Source organism: uncultured Nisaea sp., assembly GCF_963974195.1.
Lineage (GTDB): Bacteria > Pseudomonadota > Alphaproteobacteria > Thalassobaculales > Thalassobaculaceae > Nisaea.
On record NZ_CAXBDC010000039.1, the window covers coordinates 19550 to 37859 of the forward strand.

Below are 18310 nucleotides of genomic sequence, written 5' to 3' on the forward strand. Positions count from 1 at the left end.
TAATCGAATAGGAGAAGGCCGATGCTGGGATGGGGAAAACGTCTTGGACTCGGCCTTCTCTTTGTCTTTGTGGGGCTGAATTTCGGCTGTGCCGCTCTGCTTATCTGGCTGAGCGGGTCCGTGCCGGAAATCGATGGAGAGATAAATCTACCCGGTCTCTCCGCCCCCGTTACCGTTACCCGGGATTCCGTCGGCGTGCCGGTGATCCGTGCGGCCTCCGATGAAGATGCCTATTTCGCCCTCGGCTATGCCCACGCCCAGGACCGGCTCTGGCAGATGGAATCCATGCGACGCCTCGGCGCCGGGCGCATGGCGGAAATGGTCGGCACGCTTTCGGCATCCATCGGCGAGACAGTCTTGCCGTTCGACAGGATTACCCGGGGTTTCGGTTTCTATCGGCTAGCCGAGGCCTCCTATGAGCGTGCATCGCCAGCCCTGAAAATGGTGCTGGAGCGCTATGCGGACGGGGTCAATGCCTACCTCTCGAACCGGCAGGGCGCCCTGCCGATAGAATTCGAGGTGCTGTTCCATGAACCGGAACCCTGGAAGCCGGCAGACAGTCTGGTCTGGCAGCAGCTCATGGCGTTCCAGCTCGGCGGCAACTGGCCGGGCGAGCTTGCGCGCCTGCGCATGCTGGAAACCGGCCTCACCCCCGAACAAATCGCCTTTCTTTATCAGGATGCGGACGGCACGCTGCCTGCGGTTCCGCACCTGCGTGAAAGCGCTCTTGCTCCCGGCATGCTTGGTATTGCCCGGCAATTTGCAGCGGCCTTGCCGTTCGAGCTTTCTCCCGGTGGTGCGTCCAATGCCTGGGCTCTCTCCGGTGATCGCACCACAAGCGGCAAGCCGCTGCTGGCGAACGACCCGCACCTGCATCTGACCAACCCAAATCTTTGGTATCTGGCCCGTATTGAAACACCCTCCGGCATCCTTGCAGGGGCGACTGTTCCGGGCGTGCCTTTCATGGTGCTCGGGCATAACGGAAACGTCGCCTGGGGCTTCACCACGCCCCATGTCGATACCCAGGACCTGTTCATCGAGACCGTCGATCCGGCCGATCCGGCCCGCTATCTGACGCCATCCGGCAGCCGGCCTTTCGAGACCCGGGCAGAGACATTCCGCATCGGATCGCGGGAGGTGACGGAGACATTCCGCTCGACCCGCCATGGGCCGGTGATATCGGACACCCTGAATAGTGCGAAGCGTAACGACGAGAAAACCGTGATAGCCCTAGCCTCCCCGTCTTTTCTGCCCGGAGACACCGGCCCGGAGGGGGTGCTGGAACTCAACCGGTCCCGGACGCTCCCCGAAGCCCTTGCCGCACTCGAAAAATTTTCCGGTCCGGCCCAAAACGTCACGCTCGCGGACCGGGACGGCAACATTGCCCTCGCATTCGCCGGCCGGGTGCCGGCACGCGGCGGCAGCGGCATGCTGCCCGCGGATGGACTGGACCCGGATGCGGACTGGCAAGGCTGGGTTGTTCCATCGCGCCTGCCACTGACCTTCAATCCGGACGATGGGCTCGTCGTTCAGGCGAACGACAGGGTCGCGCCGCGCGATCCCGCTCTCTATCTCGGACCAACAGCCGAGCCGCCTGTCCGCGCTGACCGGATTCGGGATCGCATAGAAGCGATGAGCGATGCGGCGACGACGGCGCAGCAAGTCGCCCTGCAGATGGACGCGCTTTCAACCGCCGCCAGGGAAGTGAGCGCCCTGCTCCTGGAGCGTCTCAAGCCTGACTTGCTGACCCCGGCAGAACTGGACGCGGCGGAACGGCTCCGTGCCTGGGATGGCACGATGAACCGGAACCGGGCCGAGCCCCTGATCTACAGTCTCTGGACCGCACTGCTGCACCAGAGAATTTTCGGCGACGATCTCGGAGACCTGATCGGGGAGTACCGCCGTCCCTATCCGCATATGTTCCGGGCCGTGCTGACCGGCGATACAAGCTGGTGCGACGATATCCGCACCGACAATGTCGAGCCCTGCGCCACCCTGATAAGGGAAAGCCTGCAGGAAGCCGTGGCGCGGCTGACCACCAAATACGGTCAGGACGCTTCATCCTGGCGCTGGGGAAAAAGCCATACGGCCAAGTTCCAGCATCTGCTCTGGTCCCGAATCCCGCAGATCGATAGCCTGCTCGGAACGGAGATCGCAACGGACGGAGGTGATTTCACCGTGAACCGGGGCGGCCCCAGCATCCGCATCAGCGAGACGGATTTCAGCTTCCATCACGTTCATGGAGCCGGCCTGCGCGCGGTCTATGATCTTGCTGATCTGGACGAGTCCCTGTTCAGCCTGTCCCTTGGACAGTCAGGAAACCCGTTCTCCGAATATTATCATGATCAAGCCGAGGATTGGGCGGATGGCCGTTACAGGCCCCTGAACGGCATTCCCGATCCGGGCGCGCATATCCTGACGCTGCGACCCGAATAGCTGATTTCAGAAGCGCAACCGGGCGCCGAGCATGAAATTCTGCGCGAAGCCGGAATCGTCTTCCTGGGATCTCAGGCTTGGCTGCGCCGTCCGGGTATAGAACGCACGGTATTCCGTGAAGAAGTCCCAGCTATCCGAGATTTCATAGGATGCGCCGACGCCAAGCTCGAAGGATGGCGACATTTCTTCCTGACGATCAAGGCCAGTGCCATAGGCCAGTCCAAGACCGGCCACCACATGGGGACGTACCCACCAGTCTTCACCAAGGTCGAAGGAATGGCCGAGAGAGATCGATAGCACGTCACCGGCCCCATAGGGATCCGGCCCACGGCCAAGACCAATCTGACCGGCCGGCTCACCAAGATCCGTATAGCGGAGGGAAAACTGATAGCGCTCGCCAGTCCGGAAATCATCCAGGCTGCGCCGCTCCGTCTCACTGGAAAAGCCCGGCTGGTCCTGCTCCTCATTGCCATAACGGTCGGTTGAGGCACCAAGGAAATACCAGGCGCTTTGCCGCTCACCAAGATCATCGGCGGCACCAAGCACCGGCGCTCCCGCAATGGCGAGGCAAAACAAGGCAGGAATAACAATACGGCCAAGGCAGGACATTTGATGTCCCTCCAACAACACTGCGTTCCCGGTGAGTCCCTTAATTCTCTCCAAGAACGGCGCTAACTAGCCCTTCCCCGTATAATCGGATTCCTATCACGCTCCGACGGGAGCCGGGAGTCAAATCAGCGTCAAATGAACACACTACGGTGAGCGGATCGTCATGCAATAATCCGGCCGATCTTACTGGAGCATCGAGATGACCTTGCCTGTTACATTCGAAGATATTGAAAAGGCTCAGAAACAGCTGAGCGGTAAAATTCTTCGAACTCCATCCATTTCCGCACCGGCGCTCGGACAGGCGCTGGGGATAGACTTGACGCTGAAACTCGAGAATCTGCAGATCACCGGGTCATTCAAGTCGCGCGGGGCCTATGTGAAGCTGTTCAGCCTGAGCGCGGAAGAACGCGCTCGCGGCGTCATCGCCATGTCCGCCGGGAATCACGCGCAAGGCGTGGCCTACCATGCGACGGCTCTTGGCATTCATTCGACCATCGTGATGCCGGCGGCAACACCGTTCACCAAAGTTGAGAAGACCCGCAATTACGGCGCCGAGGTGATCCAGTTCGGCGACACTCTCTCCGAGAGCCGGGACAAGGTCGAGGAACTGATCGCCGAGCATGGATATGTGCTGATCCATCCCTATGACGACCCGATGATCATCGCCGGTCAGGGGACCGCCGGTCTCGAGCTGATGCAGGATGCAGAAGACATCGACACACTGGTGGTGCCCATCGGTGGCGGCGGGCTGATTTCCGGCATGGCGATCGCCGCCAAGGCTTTCAATCCGGCCATAGAAGTCATCGGGGTTCAGTCAGAGCTGTTCCCGTCCATGCATGGCGCCTTGCGTGACCTTCCGCCCCAATATGGCAGCGAAACCCTGGCCGAAGGCATTGCTGTTAAAATTCCCGGCGCCATGACCAAGGAAATCTGCTCCTCCCTGGTCGACGATATCATTCTGGTTAACGAGACCGAGATCGAGCGCGCCGTCAATGGCTGCGCCGAGCACCAGAACCTGGTCGCAGAAGGCGCGGGTGCCGCCGGTATCGCGGCAATGATCAAGATGCCGGAGCGTTTTGCCGGGAAACGGGTCGCCAGCGTGATCTGCGGCGGCAATATCGACCAGCGCATGCTGGCAACGGTGCTGTTGCGCGGTCTGACCCGTCATGGCCGCCTCGCCCGTCTGCGGATCGACATCAGGGACCAGCCCGGAACGCTCGCCCGGGTCGCGGGGCTGATCGGGCGCTCGGGCGCGAACATCGTTGAAGTGCATCACCAGCGGATGTTCCAGGACGTGCCGATCAAACAGGCGGAACTGGAAGTGCTGATAGAGACCCGCAATCCGGATCACGTGCTGGAAATCATCGCTGCGCTCGACGCCGCGGGCCTGAAGACCAGCGTCATGAGCAACATGGCTATGGAAGGACGGCCTCTCTGAGGCCTCGCGGAAGGACAATATCTCTAGGGTCCGGGGAAGAACGGGCCTCTCTGTGAGATCAGGAGATCGCGCGGTAGGAGCCTCGATAATAAATCAGCGGCTCGGTCTCTTCCCGAATGGGACCGAGCCGTTCAACCCGCCCGACAAGAATTGTGTGGTCACCGCCTTCGTGCTTCGCATGCAGCGTGCAATCGATGGCCGCGAGCGCTCCCTCCAGAATTGGCGCCCCGGTGACCCAGCGCTCGTGCTCCACACCGTCAAAGCGATCGCCGACATCGGAACTGAAACGCACGGACAGCTCGGCCTGATCGGCGGTCAGAATATTGATCGCGAAACAACCGCCGTCGGAAAACGCGTCATGACAGGTCGCATCCTTGCCGATACACACCAGCACCAGCGGCGGCTCCAGCGACACGGACGAGAAGGAACTGGCCGTAAATCCGTCGAGGCGTCCCTGATTTGCGGTGGTCACCACAGTCACCCCCGTGGCGAAGCGCCCCATCACGTCGCGGAATTGATCCGAATTCACTGACATACCTGCACAGCTCCTCACTTTACCGGAAATCCGCCGATGGCTGGTCCGTTACCGGCGAAAACCTCACCGGCTGACATGGCCCAAAGCCGCCGGTAAATCAATTGTTTACCCCTTGTTGTTTACAAATAACCGAAATTTGAGGGATATTAGGCTTTGAATGTTTCCCGAAATGCGTTCTGGGACCATTACCGGGTGGAGAGCGTCACATGCTGGTGATCATCGGATGGGTTGTCGTCATCGTCTGCGTGATTGGTGGCTACATGGCCATGGGCGGCAAACTCGGACCGCTGTGGCAGCCTTTTGAGCTTGTCATCATCGGCGGTGCCGGTGTCGGCGCCTTCATTGTCGCCAACCCGAAACACGTCCTGGGCCAGGCCGGACGCGGCTTCGGCGCCGCCCTGAAGGGCCCGAAATACTCAAAGGACGACTATCTCGAACTGCTCAGTCTGATGTACGCGATTTTCAAACTCGCGAAGACAAAGGGCATGCTCGCCATCGAATCCCATATCGAAAGACCGGAGGACAGTTCGCTCTTCCAGGCTTTCCCGAAATTCTCGTCCGACCATCATGCGCTTGATTTCCTTTGCGACTATCTTCGCATGATGACGCTCGGCACCGACAACCCGCATGAACTTGCGGACCTGCTCGACGAGGAGCTGGAAACCCATCATGCCGAGGATGCCGCGGTTGTCAGCGCGTTCCAGACCATGGGCGACGGCTTCCCGGCTCTCGGGATTGTTGCCGCCGTGCTCGGCATCATCAAAACCATGGGCTCCATTACGGAGCCGCCGGAAGTGCTCGGCAAGCTCATCGGCGGCGCGCTGGTCGGAACCTTCCTCGGCATTCTTCTCGCCTACGGCTTCGTCAGCCCCCTGGCCGCGACCATGGGCGGGGCATTGAATGCCGACGCGAAATATCTGGGCTGCATCAAGGCCGGGTTGCTGGCCCATGTCTCCGGCTATGCCCCGGCAGTGTCGGTTGAATTCGCCCGCAAAACCCTGATGTCCAAGGACCGTCCGTCTTTCTTCGAGGTGGAGGAAGCCGTCGCGGCCTTGCCACCGGTCTAGTACGGACCGATACAGGCATGCAGAACGCAAACAGCGGCATGGCTCAAGGCTAGCCGCGCGCCAATCGGGAAGACGAAAGCTTGGACAACCACGCCACTATAATCATCAAGAAGGTCAAAAAAGGCGGACATGGCGGGCACCATGGCGGCGCTTGGAAAGTCGCGTATGCCGACTTCGTGACCGCGATGATGGCCTTCTTCCTGCTCCTCTGGTTGCTGAACGCGACGACCGAGGAACAGAAGATGGGCATTTCCAACTATTTCGACCCGACGGCGATCTCGCGCTCGACGCGAAGCGGCTCCGGTGGCGTGCTCGGCGGCACCTCCATCACCGTGCCCGGCGCACTGAAATCCGCCTCCTCACCACCGATGATCAGCACGCCGCAGGTGGCCCGCCCGCAGGCGGAAAACACGGAATCCCTCGATGCTGATTCGGACGATCCGGAAAACATCGAATCCCGTCTTGGCAGTGACGACGATGCGGAAGGCCTGATTAGCGCGGAAAAGCTGGAAAAGCTGCTGGAAGAGCGTGAAGCCGCCCAGTTCGCCTCGGCCGAGAAGATGCTGCGCAAGGCCATTGAGGATTCAAACGATCCTGAGCTGAAGGAAATCGCGGACAGTCTGCAGATCGACCATTCACCCGAAGGTTTGCGCATCCAGTTGCTCGACCAGGAGAAAGTCGCCCTGTTCCCGCTAGGCAGTGCCGACATGTTCGAGCAGACCCGTAAGCTGCTCGCCAAGGTATCCGAAATCATCAGCAAGCTGCCCAACAAGATCAAGATTTCCGGCCATACGGATTCCCGCCCCTTCCCCGAAGGGGCGACCTATACGAACTGGGAGCTGTCCGCCGACCGCGCGCTCTCCAGCCGGCGCGCCCTCATCGCAAACGGTATTCCCGACGGCCGTGTCGCCCAGGTCGTCGGCATGGCCGATACCGACCCGATCGAGCCGAACGACCCGACATCGCCCAGCAATCGGCGGATCAGCATCGTTCTTCTGAAGCAGGATTTCAGCGATCAGGCGGCAGACGCGGTCGCCTCCGGGCAACCCGCCGTCCAGCCTCTGGAGACCACGCTTCCGCCACCAATCACCATCGCACCCGATACCGGCTCAGCCCTGCCGCCAATACGGTCCGGAGGCTAATCCCCACGCATGTTTGACAATCTTCGAGCCCGCCCGCTGGCGTTCTTCCATACGCTGCCTATGCCTTGCCCCTATCTTCCGGGCAAGACCGAGCGACGCCTGATTGCGGATATTTCAAGCCGCCGCGGCCAGCTTGCGCACGACTCCCTGGCGAAAGCCGGCTTCCGGCGCACCCAGCACCTGACCTACAGACCGGCCTGCCCCGGCTGCAACGCCTGTAATCCTGTCCGTGTTCGCTGTGCCGATTTCCGCTGGTCCAGGACCTTCCGCAAGCTGCTGAAACGCAATGCGGATCTCACGGCGCGGCCGGTTCAGGCCATCGCCACACGTGAGCAGTTCCGGTTATTTCAGGCCTATCAGCAAGGCCGGCACGGCGACGGCGAGATGGCGATGATGGATTTCGCCGACTATGCGGAAATGGTCGAACGCTCGCCCATCGAAACCTACCTGATCGAGTATCGCGATACGGCCGGGGAACTGGCGGCAATCATGCTGGTGGACGAGCAGGAGGACGGCCTGTCCGCCGTCTATAGCTATTTCGATACGGCGGACAGCACACGCGGCTTCGGCACCTACATGGTGCTTGATCTGATCGAGCGCACGAAGGCCCAGGGCCTCGGCTATGTCTATCTCGGCTACTGGATCCCGGATTGCCGGAAGATGGCCTACAAAACCAAATACCGGCCTTACGAGCTACTGACACCCGAAGGCTGGGTCGAGGCGGAAACCTCGACCGTCCCGCCCTCAGCCGGTTAGGTGAACCGCGCCGGCCGCGGGAAACCGTTCGGCGGCATTTTACCGGCACCGGCCCGCTTGCCGCGCCATGTGGTCAGATCCGTTTCCGTCCGCGTCCGGCCACCGGTCTGCTCCCAGCTCAGTCCCTCTTCCGCCTTCAGAAAGGTCACGTCACCGAGCCTGCCGTCCTTGTAGCGCTGCAGGATGACGCCCTTGCCACGGGCCATCTCCGGCACTTCAGACGCCTCGAAGATCAGCAGCTTCCGGTTGGTGCCAACAATCGCGATCAGCTCGCCCTCGACCGGCAGACAGATCTGCGCCTTGGCCCCGGTTGCCGGGTTGAGCACCTGCTTGCCCGCCTTCTTCTGAGCCAGAAGATCATCGGAATTCACGATGAAGCCACGACCGTCGCTGGAGGCAAGCAACAGGCGCTGCCCCTTGCGATGCGGCAGGATGTCGACGATCTCCTCGTCATTATCGAGGTCGATCATCAGGCGCAGCGGTTCTCCATGGCCACGGCCACGAGGCAGCTTGTCCGCCATGATGGTGAAGAAGCGACCATCGCTGGCAAAAATCAGAATCCGGTCCGTCGTCTCCGCCCGAACCAGGAATTTGCCCTCGTCGCCTTCCTTGAATTTCAGGTCGGCATCGTCCGCGATATGCCCCTTCATGGCACGGATCCAGCCCTTGTCCGAACAGATCACGGTGATCGGCTCACGCTCGACCATGGCTTCCATCGGGACTTCGACATCGGAGGGTGCAGAGCCGATTTCGGTCCGGCGGCGGCCAAGCGCTGTTTGCTTGCTGAAGGTCCGGCGGATCTCTGAAACTTCGCCAGCCACCGTCTTCCAGCGCAAACCCTCGTCACCCAGCAAGGCTTCGATGTCCTGCTTTTCCGCGGTCAGTTCCTCGAACTCCTTGCGGAGCTCGATTTCTTCCAGCTTGCGCAGGCTGCGCAGGCGCATGTTGAGGATGGCTTCGGCCTGACGCTCGGTCAGCTCGAAGCGGCGGATCATTTCCTCTTTCGGGTGATCCTCCTCACGGATGATCCGGATCACTTCATCGATATTGAGGAAGGCGATCAGATAGCCCGCCAGCACTTCCAGCCGGTCCTCGATCTTGCCGAGGCGGAACTTGGAGCGCCGGATCAGTACCTCATGGCGATGATCCAGGAACGCCCGCAGCGTTTCCGGCAGGGACATGACGCGCGGTGTCTGGTCCGCATCGAGCACGTTGAGGTTCAGGCTGAACTTGATCTCGAGATCGGTGAACTTGTAGAGGCTCTCCATCAGGACAGCCGGATCGACATTCCTGTTCTTCGGCTCAAGCACGACCCGGACGTCCGCTGCCGACTCGTCGAGAATATCCCCAAGCAACGCCAGTTTGCGGGCCTGCATCAATTCCGCCATCCGCTCGATCAGACGGGATTTCTGGACCTGATACGGAATCTCGGTGATGACGATCTGGTAAGTGCCGTTCTTGAGCTTCTCGACCTCGTACTTGGCCCGGAGCCGGAAGCTGCCGCGTCCGGTACGATAGGCCTCGATCACCGCCGCACGATCTTCCACCAGCATGCCGCCGGTCGGGAAGTCCGGCCCCGGGATCATGTCGACCAGCGTCTCGATGCGCGCTTCGGGATACTTGATCAGGTGCAGCAGGGCGTCGCAGAGCTCTTCCACATTATGCGGCGGAATGTTGGTCGCCATACCAACGGCAATGCCCTGCGAGCCGTTCGCCAGCAGGTTCGGGAAAGCAGCCGGAAGCACCAGCGGCTCGCTGCCCTCGCCGTCATAAGTCTGGCGGAAATCGACCGCTTCCTCGTCGATCCCGCGCAACAGCAGTTCCGCGACCTCGGTCATGCGCGCTTCCGTGTAGCGCATGGCCGCCGCGTTATCGCCATCGATATTGCCGAAATTCCCCTGACCGTCGACCAGCGGATACCGAACGGCAAAATCCTGCGCCAGACGGACCATGGCATCGTAGATCGCCGAATCGCCGTGCGGGTGGAACTTACCCATCACATCGCCGACCACGCGGGCTGACTTCTTGAAGGACTCGTTCGGAGAGAGCCTGAGCTGGCGCATGGCAAACAGCAGACGCCTGTGGACCGGCTTCAGCCCGTCGCGCACATCCGGCAGCGAGCGGGACATGATGGTCGACATGGCATAGGCCAGATAACGTTCGCTCAGCGCCTCGGCGAGGCCGGTATCCCGAATGTCAGGTAGCATGGATTTAGTGGACCTTCATGATTCTGGACGCCAGATATTGTATGCGAGCGTGGTTCCGGTTCCAAGTCTGCTGACGCGGCCAAGGCTCGAAACCGGGTATTTTCAATCAATAAGTTCAGACGGGGCGGGCGGAGCAAGCGACTCTATCCGGTCCCGGAAACGGGTGCGCGATGCCGGGTTCTGCTCTCCCTGAGTATTAAACAGATTCTTCTCCAGAAAGTGACCGGTAAGATCCAGCCCCTTCAACAAATCCGCTATCGCCCCGTCCCCCCTGCCTATCAGAAAATCCGGCATGGACAGAAGCTTTTCGCGATAGGGTTCCCCGGCGGAAAGAGAGACCGCACGGCCGGTGCGCGGACTGACATAGGCCAACTGATCATTGCTGCCCGTCGCGGCACAGCTTGAAAGATCGAGCCCGTATCCGAGTTCGGCCAGAACGCCCAGCTCCCAGCGCACATATACCGCAATCCAAAGATCGCCCAGCGCCTCGTTCCGCATCGCCTGGATCAATGCCTCCAGTCCGGCATGAACCGCCGGATGCGGCTCGCGCTCCGGCAAGGCCCGGTCGGCAACGGCACAGGCAGCCGAAAGGCCCGACAGCTTCAGGGGATCGTCGAACAGGTCGGCCGCATGGCTTTCCCCCAGCTCCAGGGAATAGCTTCCGAGCTGCTCCGCCAGACGCGCGCGCCAAACGGCCCGAACGGCGTTTCCCGGCTGCAACATCCCCTTGTAGCGCGCCGATGCCCCCCCACGCATCAACCCGGCGTGACGCCCGTGCGCCTCGGTCATCAACGTGACCACGGCCGCACTTTCACCATGCGGCCGGACCGACAGAACAATACCTTCGTCAGTCCATTCCACGCTGATGCCCTTCGCTTTGGTGTCTTTCACTTTCCGGAGCCGGACCGGCCGCAGCCTCGTCCCGCCCACGGCGTGCCTTGCGTTCCTGGTAGGCGGTCGAAAGCGCGGAGGCGAGGATACCAGCCGGCATGGCAACAAGCCCTATGCCGGAGAGCGCAACCAGGCCCGCCAATATTTTCCCCAGTATCGTTGCCGGATAGACATCGCCATACCCGACAGTGGTCAGAGTTGCGATGGCCCACCACATGGCCCGCGGGATACTGCCGAACGCCTCTGGCTGCACATCCCGCTCCGCGACATACAGCAAGGTTGCCGCGACAATCATCATGGCAAAGGCGACCAGACTGCTGAAGGCCAGCTCATACCGCCGGTCGACAATGCCATGCCAGATCTGACGTGCAGCCGTGGTAAACGGCCCCGTCCGCGCCAAGGTGAGCACACGGAACAGCCGCATCAGACGCAACACGTAGAAGGCCGTTCCATCCATCGAGTCAATGAAGGGCGCCAGCAGGAAGGGAGTGACGGCCAGCAGGTCAATCAGGGCGACCGGTGTCGCGGCGTATTTGAGGCGCCCGGTTAGACCCGAATATTCCTTACGCTCCCCGGCGGACCAGAGCCGCGCCAGATATTCCGTTACGAACAGCCATCCGAAAAACTGCTCCAGAGAGATGAACAGCACCGGCGCTCCGGAACGGATTGTCGGTTCCGTTTCCAGGACCACCGCCGCAACGGAAACCAGAATAGCGACAACCAATGCCCTGTTCACGAGAGACATCGTGTGCCCCGGACGGGCTTCAATGTCGAGTTGCCGCCAGATCTGGTGACGCAGGCTATCCACGGGAGTTAACTAAGCGCATTGAGAAATATACTTCCCTGAGAACGCCGACAAACACCCATCCACCATAGCAAAAACTCAGGCGTTCGGATCAAGGCCCCATTCACGGTAGCGTTCCGGATCGTCGATCCAGTTTTCGCGCACCTTCACGAACACGAAAAGATGAATGCGCTTGTCGAATATTTCCTGCATCTGGCGGCGGGCGGCTGCGCCGATGGATTTCACCATCGTCCCCCCTTTGCCAAGAACGATCTTTTTCTGACCGTCACGCTGCACGAAGATCACCTGGTTGACGACCGCGCTGCCGTCTTCCTTCTCAACCCAGCTCTCGGTTTCCACAGTTGCCGCGTAAGGCAGCTCCTGGTGCAGGCGGTTGAACACTTCCTCGCGGGTAATCTCCGCCGCAAGCAGGCGCAGCGGCAGATCCGTCACCTCGTCCGGCGGATAGAGGAAAGGACCAGGCGGCATCCGGCCCGCCAGATATTTCAGCAGATCGTCACAACCGTCGCCATTCTCGGCGGAGATCATGAAGGTCTCTTCGGCGATACCGGTTTCAGCGAGCTCCGCCGCGAAGGGCAGCAGGGCCTCACGGGCCGTATCGTCGATCTTGTTCAGAACAAGAATGACCTTGCGCTGGGTCTTCTGCAGCCCGGCAATGATGCGGCGAGTATCCTCGTCGACCTTCTTGCGGGAGGCGTCGACCATGAGCACGACAAGATCCGCGTCGCCCGCGCCTTCCCAGGCGGCATGTACCATGGCCCGGTCAAGCCGGTGCTTCGGCTCGAAAATGCCCGGCGTGTCGACAAACACAACCTGGGTGTCGCCATGCATGCAGACACCACGAATGCGAGTCCGTGTGGTCTGCACCTTGCGGGTGACAATGGAGACCTTGTAGCCAACCAGCCTGTTTACCAGGGTCGATTTACCGGCATTCGGCGCGCCGACAACGGCGACAAATCCCGCCCGTGTCCCGATCTCCGTGCCGTCGAGCAATGTATCAGCCATTCAGTTTCGCAATCATCTTGCCTGCGGCATCCTGTTCGGCGATGCGCTTCGATTTACCGGTTCCGGTTGTCTCGCCATACCCCTGGACCGAGACCCTGATCGTAAATTCCGGGGCGTGTGCCGGGCCGTCCCGGCCAACCGTGTCATAGGCCGGCAGCGGGATCTTCCGCGCCTGCACCCATTCCTGCAGCGTTGTCTTCGCATCCTGTGGCGGCCGCAGCTCTGCTTCGACAAGCGGGTTCCAGCCCTGCAGGATGAACCGCCGGGCCGCCTCCAGCCCGCCATCGAGATAGAGCGCCCCGATCACCGCTTCCATGGCATCGGAAAGGATCGTCTCGCTTTCCCTGACGCCGGCTTCGGTCTCGCCGCGAGAGACAATCAGGAAGCGGCCGAGGCCGATCTGCCGGGCGATCTCCGACAAAGCTTCACGCCGGACAAGCCCGACATGACGCTTCGCGATAGCCCCTTCCCGCTCATGCGGGAAACGGTCCAGCAGGTGCTCGGCCATGACCAGTGCCAGCACCCTGTCACCGAGAAATTCCAGCCGCTCATAGGCGTTCCAGGCCCGCGGCTCCGCGCTCGCGTGGGTTACAGCCCGCCGCAAAACGTCGCTATGACCAAAAGTATGCCCGAGGATTACCTCGAGTTCTGAAAGATCACTTTCCATCTGTTGGTTACTCAATGACTTTGAACAACCTGCTGAATCTTGTGGCAAACGGCCAATTCCAGATCTCGTACCACCGTGCGCTTCCATCGGTCGAGAAGAACAGGATTTCAGCACGCCCGACAAAATTATCAACCGGAACCATACCGACCGAACTATCGCGGCTGTCGAGCGAATTGTCCCGATTATCGCCCATCATGAAGTAAAAATCCTCCGGGATCTGAAACTCTTCGGTATTGTCGAGCTGTGCCCGATTACCCATGGCTTCCAGAATCCGGTGCTCGACACCGTTCGGCAGGGTTTCGATGAACTGCGGGATGGTCGCCATCCGGCCATATGGATCGGTCATCACATAGTCTTCGATCCGGCGGCGCTCAACCATCTCTCCGTTGATATAGAGACGGCCCTGCTTCATCTGCACCCGATCGCCCGGCAGACCAATCACCCGTTTGATATAGTCCGTTGCCTCATCCGTCGGCTTCTTGAACACAGCCACGTCGCCACGTTCTGGCGCGGTGAACAGGATGCGGCCCTCGAACAATGGCGGGGAGAAGGGAAGAGAGTGCCGGCTGAAGCCGTAGGACGGCTTGGATACAAACAGATAATCGCCAACGAGCAAGGTCGGGAACATCGATCCCGACGGAATGTTGAACGGCTCGTAAGCGATGGTTCGGAAGCCAACAGCAATCAGGATTGCATAGACAAGCGTCTTGATGAATTCCCGCATGATACTCCAGGGGGCGCGGTGACAATATTATCAGAACAGGTTCGGACGACAGGGTAACGTCGTCGGCTGTCCGCGATTGCGGGCGGCAAGAGGCCATGTATGCCGGATTCCCAAGAGTACGGCAAGCGACGGCTAACCTCCCGCCTTATCCCTTAAACCCGGCACTTCGGCGGAAATCACCACAAAAGCCTGCGCCATGGGCGGCTCGTCCGTCAGCGACAGATCGACGCGTGCAACCAGGCCTTCCGGTGTGATCTTCAGCAAACGGGCAGCAGCGATACCGCTAAGCTCAAAAGAAGGCTTTCCCGAGGCATCGTTGATAACTTCGAGTTCACGCCACTGAATGCCTGGACGGTCCTCTTCCCCAAGAGCTTTCCAGACAGCTTCCTTGGCCGCGAACCGTTTGGCATAAACGGCCGCGCGATTTGCCTTGGAATCCGCCCTGTCGCGCTCACGGTCGGTGAATATTCGGCTCAGAAAACGATCCCCGAAACGGTCGATCGATCGTTCAATCCGGGAGATGTCGACCAGATCGCTGCCAATGCCGAGGATCATAACGGTTTTCTCAAGCCCCGACCCGGCCGGTCGCGCCGGCCCGGGCATTATCCATCAGGGACCGCATGCGCCGGATGGAACTATCAAGACCGCTGAAGATTGCCTCCCCAATCAGGAAATGTCCGATATTGAGCTCATGGAATTCCGGCATCTCGGCAACCGGCGCGACCGTGTCGAAAGACAGGCCGTGCCCGGCATGCATCTCCAGGCCGCGCTCCGCACCGTATTGAGCGGCATCGCGGAGGCGCTCAAGCTGGGCCGCCCGCGCCGCATCGCCTTCGGCATCGCAATAGGCGCCGGTGTGCAGCTCAACAACAGGCGCACCAAGCGCCACCGCCGCATCGATCTGCCGCTTGTCCGCCTCAATGAAGAGCGACACCCGAATGCCCGCATCTTTCAGTGCACTGCAGTAGCGGGTCAGATGATTGTGCAGACCCGCCGCGTCCAGACCGCCTTCGGTGGTCACTTCCTCGCGCTTCTCCGGAACGATACAGGCCGCATGCGGGCGATGCCGGAGGGCGATGTCCAGCATCTCCTCGGTCGCGGCCATTTCGAAGTTCAACGGCAGATCAATTTCCCGGGTCAGGCGTTCGATATCGGCATCGGAAATATGCCGGCGGTCTTCCCGCAGATGTGCCGTGATACCGTCCGCACCGGCTTCAGCCGCCATACGAGCCGCGCGCACCGGGTCCGGGTGAGGCCCTCCACGCGCATTCCGGATCGTCGCCACATGATCGATATTCACGCCAAGCCTTAAATAACTCATAGGCTTCCCGCTCCTTGCTCGGAAACTCTGCCATCAACAGACATATCGCCGTCACTCGCCGCACTCTTCCGGGCTGCGGCAACGACCCGCCGTTCCGTCCTGCGCCTGCGATACCCACCGATCAGCCCGAGCAGGGGCAGATAAAACAGGAACCAGACAGCGATCACGGTCGGCACGCTGCCAACAACCATGGTGAGCAGCAGATCGACGCTTTGCCCTATAGATTCTCCGGAAATGATCCCAAGGAAAAAGTCCCAGGTCAATTTCGGAGGCTCTTCGCCTTCGGGCGTGCCGATGATCCAGCCGCCAACCTTGAAGATCCAGAGCCAGATGAAAGGAAACGTCCAGGGATTCCCGATTGCCGTGCCAATCGCCGACGCCAGGATATTCGCCCTGATGCTCCACGCGAAAAGTCCCGCGAGGATGAAATGAAGACCTATCAGCGGCGTGAAGGACGCAGCGGCCCCGCAAGCAAAGCCCGCGGCGATGCTATAGGGCGTCCCCGGCATGCGTCCCAGCCGGTGGCCCGTATAGCGCCACAACCGACCAAAGCCCATCCGGGGCCAGATAAACTGACGAATCCTGGAGGCAGTACTCACTGCCTGCCGGCGTTTAAACATGTACGCCGAACCTTTCCTCTGCTCACGCTCATTGTGCCGTTGAAAATCCCGTGCCAACGGGATACCGGCACTTCTCACTTATGTGGTTCAGCCGCGGGCCCTATCCACCGAATTTATTACCGGTGTAGCACGCAAGGCGGCGATGATTTCCGTCAGGTGCCGGACATCGGCCACCTCGACATCGATATAGAGTTCGAAGAAGTCGGTCGAGCGATTGACGAGCTTCAGATTGATTATGTTGCCCCGGCTCTTGCCGATCACGGTCGAAAGGCTGCCGAGACTGCCGGGCTCGTTCGCCAGGACGATATCCAGACGACCGACATACATGTCGGTTTCGCTGTCCAGATCCCAGGACACATCGAGCCAGCGCTCCGGCGTTGAATGGAAGTTCTCAAGCGTATCGCAGTCGATCGTGTGAATGGTGACCCCTTTGCCCGTGGTCACGATACCGACGATACGCTCTCCCGGCAGCGGGTGGCAGCAGCGGGCATAATGCACCGCCATGCCCGGGATCAGGCCCTTGAGCGGAACCGCGTCCGGACTGCCCTTGCGGGTCTTGGTCCGCGCCCGGGTGATCGGCACGACATTCTGTTTATCCGGCGCGGGCAGGGTTTCCGGAACCGCTGCATGCAGCACTTCCCGGTCGCTCAGCACCCCTTCGCCAACACCGGCCAGCAGATCCTCGACAGTTTCCGACTGGAACTTTCCGAGCACGCCTTCCAGTGTTTTCTCGGAGTATTTCTGGGCTTCCTGACGAAACGCCTTTTGCATGATGGCGCGGCCGAGATCCGCGAACTGCTGGCGCCGCTGCAAGCGGACAAAGCGCCGGATCCGGGCCTTTGCCTTGCCGGTAACGACGAACTGCTCCCAGGTCGGCGAAGGCGTTGAGTTTTTAGACGTCGAAACCGCGACCTGATCGCCATTCTTCAAGGGCGTGGTCAGCGGCATAAGACGATCATTGATCCGTGCGCCGACGCACCGATCACCGACCTCGGAATGCACCGCGTAGGCAAAATCAACAGGTGTGGCTCCGCGCGGCAGGGAGATCAGATCGCCCTTCGGCGTGAAGCAGAAGACCTGGTCCTGATACATCTCAAGCTTGGTATGCTCGAGGAATTCCTCCGGCCCGGAAGCATGCTCCAGAATCTCCAGAAGCTCCCGAATCCAGCGGTATTTCTTACCGTCGCGGCTGTGCTCCGGCCCCTCTTTATAGACCCAGTGCGCGGCAACGCCGAGCTCGGCGACCTCGTGCATCTCCCGGGTCCGGATCTGGATCTCGATCCGTTTCTTCATCGGGCCGATAATGCCCGTATGCAGGGACTGATATCCGTTCGGTTTCGGCGTGCTGATGTAATCCTTGAAGCGCCCCGGAATCACCGGGTACTTGCCGTGCAGGGCACCGAGCAACTGGTAGCATTCGCCCACATTCTCGACCACGAGCCGGAATGCCATGATATCAGAGAGCTGCTCGAACCCGACATCCTTGCGCTGCATCTTCAGCCAGACCGAATAGGGCGATTTCCGCCGGCCTGAAATCTCCGGGGTGATGTCGACGGTTCCCGCGGTTTCCCGCAATTCGTCCATCACCCGCTCAACCGTGTCGCTCCCCTCGTCATAGAGGTAGTCGAGACGGGTCAGGATCGAGGTTCGCGCATCCGTATTAAGCTCGGCAAAAGCGAGATCTTCCAGCTCGTCCCGCATGGCCTGGATACCAATACGCTCGGCCAGGGGCGCATAAATATCCATGGTCTCGGCGGCGATGCGGCGGCGCTTGTCCGGGGATTCAATGAAATGCAGGGTCCGCATGTTGTGAACCCGGTCCGCCAGCTTCACCAGCAGGACCCGGATGTCCTCGCTCATGGCCAGGACGAGCTTGCGGAAATTTTCCGCCTGTTTGGTCCGGTCCGACTGCAATTCGATCCGCGTCAGCTTGGTGACGCCATCGACCAGCCGCAGGATATCATCGCCGAACAGCTGCTTGATATCCGCCGCTGTCGCGTCGGTATCTTCGATGGTGTCGTGCAGCAGCGCCGTGATGATGGTGCTGGTATCGAGCCGCATGTCGGTCAGGATGCCGGCGACTTCGA

General features: G+C 60.6%; 17 protein-coding genes. 5 read left to right on the top strand and 12 right to left on the bottom strand.

Features of this window, described 5'->3' with window-relative positions:
* Positions 1 to 21: 21 nt before the first annotated feature.
* Positions 22 to 2436, top strand: coding sequence for a penicillin acylase family protein (locus AAC126_RS10495; protein ID WP_339853066.1), 2415 nt, complete (start codon positions 22 to 24; stop codon positions 2434 to 2436).
* A gap of 6 nt (positions 2437 to 2442) precedes the next feature.
* Here the strand turns inward: AAC126_RS10495 and AAC126_RS10500 are convergent, their stop codons facing one another.
* Positions 2443 to 3045, bottom strand: coding sequence for an outer membrane beta-barrel protein (locus tag AAC126_RS10500; protein ID WP_339853069.1), 603 nt, complete (start codon positions 3043 to 3045; stop codon positions 2443 to 2445).
* A gap of 199 nt (positions 3046 to 3244) precedes the next feature.
* Between AAC126_RS10500 and AAC126_RS10505 the strand changes: the two genes are divergently transcribed.
* Positions 3245 to 4483, top strand: coding sequence for a threonine ammonia-lyase (locus AAC126_RS10505; RefSeq protein ID WP_339853073.1), 1239 nt, complete (start codon positions 3245 to 3247; stop codon positions 4481 to 4483).
* Positions 4484 to 4541: 58 nt separating this feature from the next.
* Here the strand turns inward: AAC126_RS10505 and AAC126_RS10510 are convergent, their stop codons facing one another.
* Entirely contained in the window at positions 4542 to 5018 is a 477-nt protein-coding gene (locus AAC126_RS10510) for a flavin reductase family protein (RefSeq protein ID WP_339853076.1), read from the bottom strand.
* A 206-nt stretch (positions 5019 to 5224) separates the two neighbouring features.
* Between AAC126_RS10510 and motA the strand changes: the two genes are divergently transcribed.
* The 3 genes from motA (at position 5225) to AAC126_RS10525 (ending at position 7983) form a co-directional block, all read left to right on the top strand.
* The gene (motA, locus tag AAC126_RS10515; RefSeq protein ID WP_339853079.1) at positions 5225 to 6085 is read left to right on the top strand and encodes a flagellar motor stator protein MotA; all 861 of its coding nucleotides are present in this window, start codon (positions 5225 to 5227) and stop codon (positions 6083 to 6085) included.
* Between the two features lie 80 nt (positions 6086 to 6165).
* The gene (locus AAC126_RS10520; protein ID WP_339853081.1) at positions 6166 to 7227 is read left to right on the top strand and encodes a flagellar motor protein MotB; all 1062 of its coding nucleotides are present in this window, start codon (positions 6166 to 6168) and stop codon (positions 7225 to 7227) included.
* A gap of 9 nt (positions 7228 to 7236) precedes the next feature.
* Complete coding sequence (locus tag AAC126_RS10525) at positions 7237 to 7983, top strand: arginyltransferase (RefSeq protein ID WP_339853084.1); 747 nt, start codon at positions 7237 to 7239, stop codon at positions 7981 to 7983.
* Here AAC126_RS10525 and parC read toward each other — a convergent pair.
* The 10 genes from parC to AAC126_RS10575 form a co-directional block, all read right to left on the bottom strand.
* Positions 7980 to 10190 carry a DNA topoisomerase IV subunit A gene (parC, locus tag AAC126_RS10530; RefSeq protein ID WP_339853086.1) on the bottom strand — a complete coding sequence of 737 codons (2211 nt, stop codon included), beginning with the start codon at positions 10188 to 10190 and terminating at the stop codon, positions 7980 to 7982. The genes AAC126_RS10525 and parC overlap by 4 nt on opposite strands.
* Positions 10191 to 10292: 102 nt before the next feature.
* Positions 10293 to 11081, bottom strand: coding sequence for a DNA repair protein RecO (gene recO / locus AAC126_RS10535; RefSeq protein ID WP_339853088.1), 789 nt, complete (start codon positions 11079 to 11081; stop codon positions 10293 to 10295).
* Positions 11038 to 11889, bottom strand: a complete 852-nt coding sequence (locus AAC126_RS10540; protein ID WP_339853091.1) for an ion transporter — start codon at positions 11887 to 11889, stop codon at positions 11038 to 11040. Before AAC126_RS10540 ends, recO begins: the two co-directional genes overlap by 44 nt.
* A 75-nt stretch (positions 11890 to 11964) precedes the next feature.
* On the bottom strand, positions 11965 to 12891 hold the full coding sequence (era, locus tag AAC126_RS10545; RefSeq protein ID WP_339853093.1) for a GTPase Era: 927 nt from the start codon (positions 12889 to 12891) through the stop codon (positions 11965 to 11967).
* Positions 12884 to 13558 (bottom strand): ribonuclease III, encoded by a 675-nt coding sequence (rnc, locus tag AAC126_RS10550; protein ID WP_339853095.1) that lies wholly within the window; start codon positions 13556 to 13558, stop codon positions 12884 to 12886. The genes era and rnc overlap by 8 nt, the downstream gene beginning before the upstream one ends.
* A 7-nt stretch (positions 13559 to 13565) precedes the next feature.
* Complete coding sequence (gene lepB / locus AAC126_RS10555; RefSeq protein WP_339853097.1) at positions 13566 to 14282, bottom strand: signal peptidase I; 717 nt, start codon at positions 14280 to 14282, stop codon at positions 13566 to 13568.
* Positions 14283 to 14414: 132 nt separating this feature from the next.
* On the bottom strand, positions 14415 to 14837 hold the full coding sequence (gene acpS / locus AAC126_RS10560) for a holo-ACP synthase (protein ID WP_339853098.1): 423 nt from the start codon (positions 14835 to 14837) through the stop codon (positions 14415 to 14417).
* A gap of 10 nt (positions 14838 to 14847) precedes the next feature.
* Positions 14848 to 15603 (bottom strand): pyridoxine 5'-phosphate synthase, encoded by a 756-nt coding sequence (locus AAC126_RS10565; protein ID WP_339853101.1) that lies wholly within the window; start codon positions 15601 to 15603, stop codon positions 14848 to 14850.
* On the bottom strand, positions 15600 to 16280 hold the full coding sequence (locus AAC126_RS10570; protein ID WP_339853103.1) for a DUF2062 domain-containing protein: 681 nt from the start codon (positions 16278 to 16280) through the stop codon (positions 15600 to 15602). The genes AAC126_RS10565 and AAC126_RS10570 overlap by 4 nt, the downstream gene beginning before the upstream one ends.
* Before the next feature lie 30 nt (positions 16281 to 16310).
* The coding region (locus AAC126_RS10575; protein ID WP_339853105.1) for a bifunctional (p)ppGpp synthetase/guanosine-3',5'-bis(diphosphate) 3'-pyrophosphohydrolase at positions 16311 to 18310 on the bottom strand (2000 nt) is incomplete at its 5' end.

Excerpts from the sequence above, each read along its gene's own strand:
- AAC126_RS10495 (WP_339853066.1), top strand. The coding sequence starts at position 22 with ATGCTGGGATGGGGAAAACGTCTTGGACTCGGCCTTCTCTTTGTCTTT.
- AAC126_RS10500 (WP_339853069.1), bottom strand. The coding sequence starts at position 3,045 with ATGTCCTGCCTTGGCCGTATTGTTATTCCTGCCTTGTTTTGCCTCGCC.
- AAC126_RS10505 (WP_339853073.1), top strand. The coding sequence starts at position 3,245 with ATGACCTTGCCTGTTACATTCGAAGATATTGAAAAGGCTCAGAAACAG.
- AAC126_RS10510 (WP_339853076.1), bottom strand. The coding sequence starts at position 5,018 with ATGTCAGTGAATTCGGATCAATTCCGCGACGTGATGGGGCGCTTCGCC.
- motA (WP_339853079.1), top strand. The coding sequence starts at position 5,225 with ATGCTGGTGATCATCGGATGGGTTGTCGTCATCGTCTGCGTGATTGGT.
- AAC126_RS10525 (WP_339853084.1), top strand. The coding sequence starts at position 7,237 with ATGTTTGACAATCTTCGAGCCCGCCCGCTGGCGTTCTTCCATACGCTG.
- parC (WP_339853086.1), bottom strand. The coding sequence starts at position 10,190 with ATGCTACCTGACATTCGGGATACCGGCCTCGCCGAGGCGCTGAGCGAA.
- era (WP_339853093.1), bottom strand. The coding sequence starts at position 12,891 with ATGGCTGATACATTGCTCGACGGCACGGAGATCGGGACACGGGCGGGA.
- rnc (WP_339853095.1), bottom strand. The coding sequence starts at position 13,558 with ATGGAAAGTGATCTTTCAGAACTCGAGGTAATCCTCGGGCATACTTTT.
- lepB (WP_339853097.1), bottom strand. The coding sequence starts at position 14,282 with ATGCGGGAATTCATCAAGACGCTTGTCTATGCAATCCTGATTGCTGTT.
- acpS (WP_339853098.1), bottom strand. The coding sequence starts at position 14,837 with ATGATCCTCGGCATTGGCAGCGATCTGGTCGACATCTCCCGGATTGAA.
- AAC126_RS10565 (WP_339853101.1), bottom strand. The coding sequence starts at position 15,603 with ATGAGTTATTTAAGGCTTGGCGTGAATATCGATCATGTGGCGACGATC.